Consider the following 7,287-nt stretch of genomic DNA (forward strand, 5'->3'; position numbering starts at 1 on the left):
TATTGGAAGACTTTGTGAAATAATAAAAGAGGTATCACCTTGTAGTGATGCCTCTTTTTCATTGGTAGACTTGTTCTGCTTTTTTATTAGATGTTGATTGCCCTATTTGTAATTCGCGCTCTACCATTCGATCTAATTGCTGAATGGCTTTGAGTGCCTTTTCATAAGAGATTGTTCGATAGTGATGTGCTCCGCCTGGCTCTTCATCTGCTTCGTCCGCCCACTTAATAATATTTTGTAGAGGGGTTCTTTCAATTGTTTGTTCTACTAGAAAAGAATCGGTATGCAGGAGAATAGCAACAGAAATTTCCTTTGCTTGCTTCGGGTGTTCTCCTAATCGGATCAATAATTTATGAGCTCGTTCCGCTCCTTTAATTGCATGAATATCATTCTTTTTATACAATTCATAGTCCCATTCTCCGCCTGTGTACCATGTATGATGTCCTATATCATGAAGAAAACCAGCCTTTGTTGCCGCATCGACTGAGGCGTGATGCTTTTTGGCTAAGTGAAACGCATGGTAAGCGACTGCAATCGCATGGACCATTCCAGAACGGTTGACATATTTTTGTGTAATATGATGTTTGAAAATTTGTTCAAGCGTAATACGGTGCATAAAACATTCACTCCTTTTGTTTATTGATATATATAAAGAAAATCGATAGGTTTAAATGTATTTTGAACATTGTACTCCATCACGCTATGTTAGTAAAGTAGAAATGTTTAGGAGGAGAGAATTTTTTATGCATATAAAAATCACCCTAGCTCATGCCAAGGTGATTTTTAATTCTTCATTTTTTTAGCCCTTGCTCAAGTGTTTCTAACATCTCATGCTTTCCGTTTTCGTCGGCATTTTGCCAAATGACTTCAAATAAAACACCAAGCCCTGGAAGCATTTTTTCTTCACCGCTTTGAATTGCTTCTACAATTGTCTCTTGTAATTCGCCTTGTGTATTTCCTGCAACGTTTGCTAATACAGCGCCGCGTAGATTAAAGTTCATTACTTTCACCTCTTCTTCTGAATTGAAACTGACGTTAGTTTTTGTTCTTTTTTATGTAAATATGTATGAAAAATAGGCTATAATGAGAAGACAAGAAGAGAGGGAATACATATTATGAAAAACATTGATTCAGTACAAAATCCGCGCGTAAAGCAGTGGAAAAAGCTGCAGACGAAAAAAGAGCGCGATAAAAAAGACCTATTCTTTGTAGAAGGATTCCACTTAGTCGAGGAAGCTTTAAAGGCAGGGGTTGTCACAGAACTTATTGTCTCAGATCAGACAGATCTTCCAAAAGATTGGGCGGTTACGGATGTTGAAATGTATATTGTGCCGGAAGCAATTGTAAAAGTACTTCGTGAAACAGAAACGACGCAAGGTGTATTTGCTGTTTGTGAGAAGCGTGAGAAAGAAATCGCTCTTACAGATGGGAAGTTTTTATTATTAGATGGCCTGCAAGATCCAGGAAATTTAGGGACAATTATTCGTACAGCCGATGCAGCTGGTATTCATGCCGTTGTGCTTGGAGAAGGATGCGTTGATGTTTATAATAGTAAAGTGCTTCGCTCTACACAAGGTTCTATTTTCCACTTACCGATTGTAAAAGGGAACTTAGAAGAATGGGTAGATAAATTACAAGAAAAGAACGTTCCTGTATACGGAACAGCGCTTGAAAACGGAGTCCCATATGGTGAAGTAACGCCGACAGGAAGTTTTGCATTAATTGTAGGAAACGAAGGAAATGGTGTACGCCAAGAAATTCTTACAAAATGTAATCAAAACTTGTATATTCCGATTTACGGCGGGGCAGAATCGTTAAATGTTGCAGTTGCTGCAGGGATTTTAACGTATTATTTACAAAGCCCAGTTGCGAACAGGTAAAAAACTTCTTATAATAAGTTGAAGTACATGTTCATGATGAACATATAATAAAAGTAAAATAATGAAAAACGTTGATAGAGAAGAGTAGCTTGCAAAATCGCCATATAGGGAGAGAATGCCGTAGACTGAAAGCATTCTTATGGTAGACGGAAGTGAATTCACCTCTGGAGTTGGCGCCAGGACCATTGTATATGTAAAGGCGTTCCGGTCAAAGCTGACCGTTATAACGAATTGAGTGGGCAGACTTGTTCTGTCAATTTAGGGTGGTACCGCGAATTTACCTCGTCCCTTTTTTAGGGAGCGAGGTTTTTTTATTTTAAAAATTAGGAGGGTTCCAAGATGGAAGCACGTTTAAAAGAGCTAAAGCAAAAAGCGTTAGAGCTGATTGAAGAAGCGAAAGAGCTAAAGGGCTTAAACGATGTACGCGTAGCGTATTTAGGGAAAAAAGGTCCAATTACAGAAGTATTACGCGGCATGGGGAAATTGTCTCCAGAAGAGCGTCCACGTATGGGGGCATTAGTAAATGAAGTACGTGAAGCAATTCAAACGCGTTTAGAAGAAAAAATTAACACGCTAGAAAAAGCAGTAATCGAAGCAAAATTAGCTTCTGAAACAATTGATGTTACATTACCAGGTCGTCCTGTAGAAACAGGTTGCCACCATCCGTTAACAGCTGTTGTTGAACAAATTGAAGATGTATTTATCGGTATGGGGTATGAAGTAGCTGAAGGGACAGAAGTAGAGAAAGACTACTACAACTTCGAAGCATTAAACTTACCAAAAGATCACCCAGCGCGTGATATGCAAGATACTTTCTACATTACAGAAGAAACATTATTACGTACACATACATCTTCTGTGCAAGCAAGAACAATGGAAAATAATAAAGAAAAAGGCCCAATTAAAATTATTTGCCCTGGTAAAGTGTATCGCCGTGATGATGACGATGCAACGCATTCACACCAGTTCATGCAAATTGAAGGTCTTGTCATTGACAAAAACATTCGCATGAGTGACTTAAAAGGTACACTGCAAGTATTCGTGAAGAAGATGTTCGGTGAAGACCGTGAAATTCGTCTTCGTCCAAGTTTCTTCCCGTTCACAGAGCCATCTGTAGAGATGGATATTTCTTGTATGATGTGTCACGGAAAAGGTTGCGGCACATGTAAAGGAACTGGATGGATTGAAATTTTAGGTGCGGGTATGGTTCATCCGAACGTACTTGAAATGGCAGGCTATGATTCAAAAGAATATCAAGGTTTCGCATTCGGTATGGGTGCAGAGCGTATCGCAATGTTGAAATACGGCGTTGATGACATTCGTCATTTCTATACAAATGATGTACGTTTCTTACAACAATTCAAACGAGCGTAAGGGAAGGAGAGGATAAATATGTTCGTATCATATCGTTGGTTACAGGAGTATGTAGATATTAAAGATGTAACGGCACAAGAACTAGCAGATAAAATCACGAAAAGTGGTATTGAAGTAGAAGGCGTTGAAGTATTAAACAAAGGTGTAAAAGGTGTTGTTGTTGGTCACGTATTAGAATGTGAAAAACACCCGGAAGCTGATAAATTAAGTAAATGTCTGATTGACATCGGTGAAGAAGAACCAGTACAAATCATTTGCGGTGCTTCTAACATTGCAAAAGGTTTAAAAGTCCCTGTTGCAAAAGTTGGCGCTGTTCTTCCTGGTAACTTCAAAATTAAAAAAGCAAAACTACGCGGGGAAGCTTCTCACGGTATGGTTTGTGCACTTCAAGAACTTGGTATTGACGGGAAACTAGTTGCGAAAGAATATGCAGACGGTATCTTCATCTTCCCAAGTGATGCGGAAGTTGGTGCAGATGCGCTTGAAATTTTAAACTTACATGATGAAGTACTTGAACTTGGTTTAACACCAAACCGTGCTGACTGCTTAAATATGTTAGGTGTTGCGTATGAAGTAGCTGCTATTTATGGCCGTGAAGTAAAACTTCCAGCTGTAGACTTACAAGAAACAGCAGAAAAAACGTCTGACTACATTTCTGTAAGTGTAGAAGCAACTGAGCAAAACCCATTATACATTGCAAAAATGGTGAAGAATGTAAAAATCGGTCCATCACCAATGTGGATGCAAACGCGCCTTATGGCAGCTGGCATTCGTCCAATTAGCAATGTAGTGGATATTACAAATTACATTTTAATTGAATACGGTCAACCATTACATGCGTTTGACTACGATAAATTAGGTTCAAAAGAAATTGTTGTTCGTCTTGCAACAGAAGGTGAAAAGATTCAAACATTAGACGATCAAGAACGTACATTACAAGCGCATCACCTTGCGATTACAAATGGTACAAAAGCATTAGCTGTTGCTGGTGTAATGGGTGGAGCTGAATCTGAAGTTGATAATGATACAGTAAACGTTCTAATCGAATCTGCATACTTCGAAGGTCAAACAGTGCGCCGCGCATCAAAAGACTTAGGTCTTCGCAGTGAATCAAGTGCACGTTTTGAAAAAGGAATCGACCCAACACGTACATTTGAAGCAATTCAACACGCAGCAGCTTTAATGGCGAAATATGCTGGTGGAGAAGCACTTGAAGGTGTAGTAGAAGTTGATAACTTGCAAGTACAAGAGCGTACAGTATCTGTTACAGCTGAAAAAGTAAACCGTGTATTAGGTACAGAAATCTCTGCAAGTGAAATGGGTACAATCTTCACAAACTTGAAGTTCCCATTTACAGAAGTAGAAGGAACATTCCATGTGAATGTACCAGCACGTCGCCCTGATATTACAATTGCAGAAGACTTAGTAGAAGAAGTAGGTCGTCTGTACGGATACGATCATATTCCAGTTACATTACCAACTGGTACAATGACGCGTGGTAAATTAACAGCGGCACAAACAAAACGCCGTAAAGTACGTCGTTTCTTAGAAGGTGCTGGTTTATATGAAGCAATTACGTATTCATTAACAAGCGCTGATAAAGCGAAACAATATATGGTTGAGCCAAACGAAAAGGCGCCTGTAAATCTTGCACTTCCAATGAGTGAAGAGCGCAGCCAACTTCGTTTAAGCCTAGTACCACAATTACTAGAAGCAGTCGCATATAACAACGCTCGTAAAAATGACAGTGTTGCATTATATGAAGTAGGTTCTATCTTCTTACCAACAGCAGAAGGTGAACTTCCGAAAGAAGAACAACATCTTGCTGGTGTGATGACAGGTTTTGCACTTCACCATGCATGGCAAGGTGAGAAGAAAGTCGTTGACTTCTTCGTTGCAAAAGGTGTGTTAGAAGGATTATTCGACGTACTTGGCGTCGCAAGTAGCATCACGTATGCTCCTGCAAAACGTGAAGGCATGCACCCAGGACGTACAGCTGACATTTTACTAGACGGAGAAGTAATTGGTTTCATCGGTCAATTACATCCAGAAGCGCAAAAACAATTAGATGTGAAAGATACATTCGTATTTGAATTATCTCTTGTAAAAGTATTCGGTGCAGACGTAGAAGAAACTTACTACTCAGCAATTCCACGTTTCCCATCTATGACACGTGACATGGCAGTTGTAGTAGCAAAAGAAGTAAAAGCTGGCGAAATGAAGCAAGTAATTGCAGAAACAGGCGGAGAACTTCTAAAAGAAGTAACACTATTCGACTTATACGAAGGTGAAAAAATGGAAGAAGGCAAGAAATCACTTGCATTCTCTATGAACTACTTCGATCCAGAACGCACATTAACAGACGAAGAAGTAACAGAAGCACATAACCGTGTATTAACAGCGGTAGAAGAGAAATTTGGTGCGGAGTTACGTAAGTAAAAAAGCAGCCTTGTGGCTCATAGCCATCAAGTTAAGGTTATGTATAATTTTCATCAAAAACAGCTACCCTTTCATGGATACTCCATGAAAGGGTAGCTGTTTTTATGTTTTCAATGAATTTTACGGAAGAATTACAATTATTAAGTCAGGAATTAAAGAATACATTTTCACTTTCATTTTTAGAATCACTTGCATATGAGACAGGAATGATTCAATGTAAAAGAAAATGTAAAGCACAGGATATCGTTTCTTTATGTGTCTTTTTAAGTAAAAAAGTTGGAACAGAATCTTTAGTGAGTCTATGTGCCAAATTCAAGCGTTAATAGGAAAAAAGAAGGTAAACCTAAAAGATACAGAAAATAGGTAACTTTCAAAATAAGGAACTCTCAAATTAGTAGGGTAGTTGAGTAGTTACATTTTTTTATTTGAATATCCCTACTTTTTGTTTTCCATGTTATGATAGAGATGTTAATGAATTGAAGGGGTGGATTTTATGAAGTTTGGGAAAATGGGATTAGTGGTTGTGGCAAGTTTAAGTCTTTTCGCTTTATCTGCTTGTGGAAAATCTGCAAAAGAAACAGTTGTTTCTTCAACAGAAAGCATTTTAAACGCAAAGCAAATGGAATCAAGCGGTTCAATTTCTTTTAAATTCGATTCTAATGCGAAAGATATGAAAAGAGAAGATAAAGCGGCAATTGATATGTTAAAAAACATATCAATTACAGTTGATTCAAAAACAGATAAAGATGCAAAAAAAGACGAAGTAACAATTGGTGCAAATATTAAAACAGATGCAATGAAAATGGATATATCGATTCCAATGTTTATGGATGAAGGGAAAGAGGCTTTATATGTAAAAGCGAATAATGTAAAATCACTATTACAATTAGCTGGCGTTCCTGGTGACAGTTTTTCTACTCTAGAAGGAAAAGTTATCAAAATGGATATGAAAGATTTAGGAGAAGTAGATACAAAAGAATCTGCGAAAATCCAAGAGAAAGTACAAAAAGCGTTATTAGATGCAATCAAAGCGCTTCCTGAAGACAAATTTACAAACGAAAAAGATGTATATACTGTGAAATTAACAGGTAAAGATTTAAAAACAGTGATTGAAAAGGTATTTGATGAAATTTCTACAATGAAAAACTTCACTGGAACAAAACAAGAAATTGCAGACTTTAAGAAAGAATTGAAAGGTGCAAATCTTGATAAATCTTCCATTTCTTTAACTTATACAATGGATGGAAAAACAATTAAAAAACAGGATGCAGCAATTCATGTCGAAGCAAAAGATCCTGAAAACGAAAAAGAAACAATTAAATTTGATATGAATATTAAGTCTGATATCAAATCTATCGATAAACCAATCAAATTCACATTCGATACTTCTGAAAAGAACATCGTTCCAATGGATGAGTTACAAAAAATGATTGGTGAGTTTATGAATCAATCCATGAGGGGCGGGGAAGTAACTCCTGTTCAACCAACTCCAATAGAACCTGCAGCATAAAAAAGACCCCTTAAGGGGCATAGCCCCATCGCTATCAAGCTAACAAAACAAAATACCCCCTAAAATGAAAAAATGCGCTATTCT

General features: G+C 37.7%; 6 protein-coding genes, 1 pseudogene and 1 other annotated feature. Of the genes and pseudogenes, 5 read left to right on the forward strand and 2 right to left on the reverse strand.

Annotation, left to right across the window (positions count from 1 at the left end; translation table 11 throughout):
• Positions 1 to 58 precede the first annotated feature (58 nt).
• Complete coding sequence (locus tag LOK41_RS03615; protein WP_241815271.1) at positions 59 to 616, reverse strand: HD domain-containing protein; 558 nt, start codon at positions 614 to 616, stop codon at positions 59 to 61.
• Positions 617 to 791: 175 nt separating this feature from the next.
• The gene (sspI, locus tag LOK41_RS03620; protein WP_017153966.1) at positions 792 to 1,001 is read right to left on the reverse strand and encodes a small acid-soluble spore protein SspI; all 210 of its coding nucleotides are present in this window, start codon (positions 999 to 1,001) and stop codon (positions 792 to 794) included.
• A gap of 114 nt (positions 1,002 to 1,115) precedes the next feature.
• On the opposite strand from sspI, the gene LOK41_RS03625 reads away from it, so the two are divergent.
• The 5 genes and pseudogenes from LOK41_RS03625 (at position 1,116) to LOK41_RS03645 (ending at position 7,203) form a co-directional block, all read left to right on the forward strand.
• A complete protein-coding gene (locus LOK41_RS03625) occupies positions 1,116 to 1,880 on the forward strand; it encodes a TrmH family RNA methyltransferase (protein WP_347269285.1) in 765 nt (254 codons plus the stop codon).
• A 62-nt stretch (positions 1,881 to 1,942) separates the two neighbouring features.
• Positions 1,943 to 2,173: a binding site (T-box leader), on the forward strand.
• Between the two features lie 46 nt (positions 2,174 to 2,219).
• A complete protein-coding gene (gene pheS, locus LOK41_RS03630) occupies positions 2,220 to 3,254 on the forward strand; it encodes a phenylalanine--tRNA ligase subunit alpha (RefSeq protein ID WP_241815272.1) in 1,035 nt (344 codons plus the stop codon).
• A gap of 18 nt (positions 3,255 to 3,272) precedes the next feature.
• A complete protein-coding gene (gene pheT, locus LOK41_RS03635) occupies positions 3,273 to 5,693 on the forward strand; it encodes a phenylalanine--tRNA ligase subunit beta (RefSeq protein WP_241815273.1) in 2,421 nt (806 codons plus the stop codon).
• Between the two features lie 104 nt (positions 5,694 to 5,797).
• A pseudogene (locus LOK41_RS03640) lies at positions 5,798 to 6,004 on the forward strand (IS4 family transposase); the annotation flags it as partial.
• A gap of 182 nt (positions 6,005 to 6,186) precedes the next feature.
• A complete protein-coding gene (locus tag LOK41_RS03645) occupies positions 6,187 to 7,203 on the forward strand; it encodes a hypothetical protein (RefSeq protein ID WP_241815274.1) in 1,017 nt (338 codons plus the stop codon).
• The last annotated feature ends 84 nt before the right edge of the window (positions 7,204 to 7,287 follow it).

Origin of the sequence: Bacillus sp. TL12, from assembly GCF_022625245.1 — a bacterium.
Lineage (GTDB): Bacteria > Bacillota > Bacilli > Bacillales > Bacillaceae_G > Bacillus_A.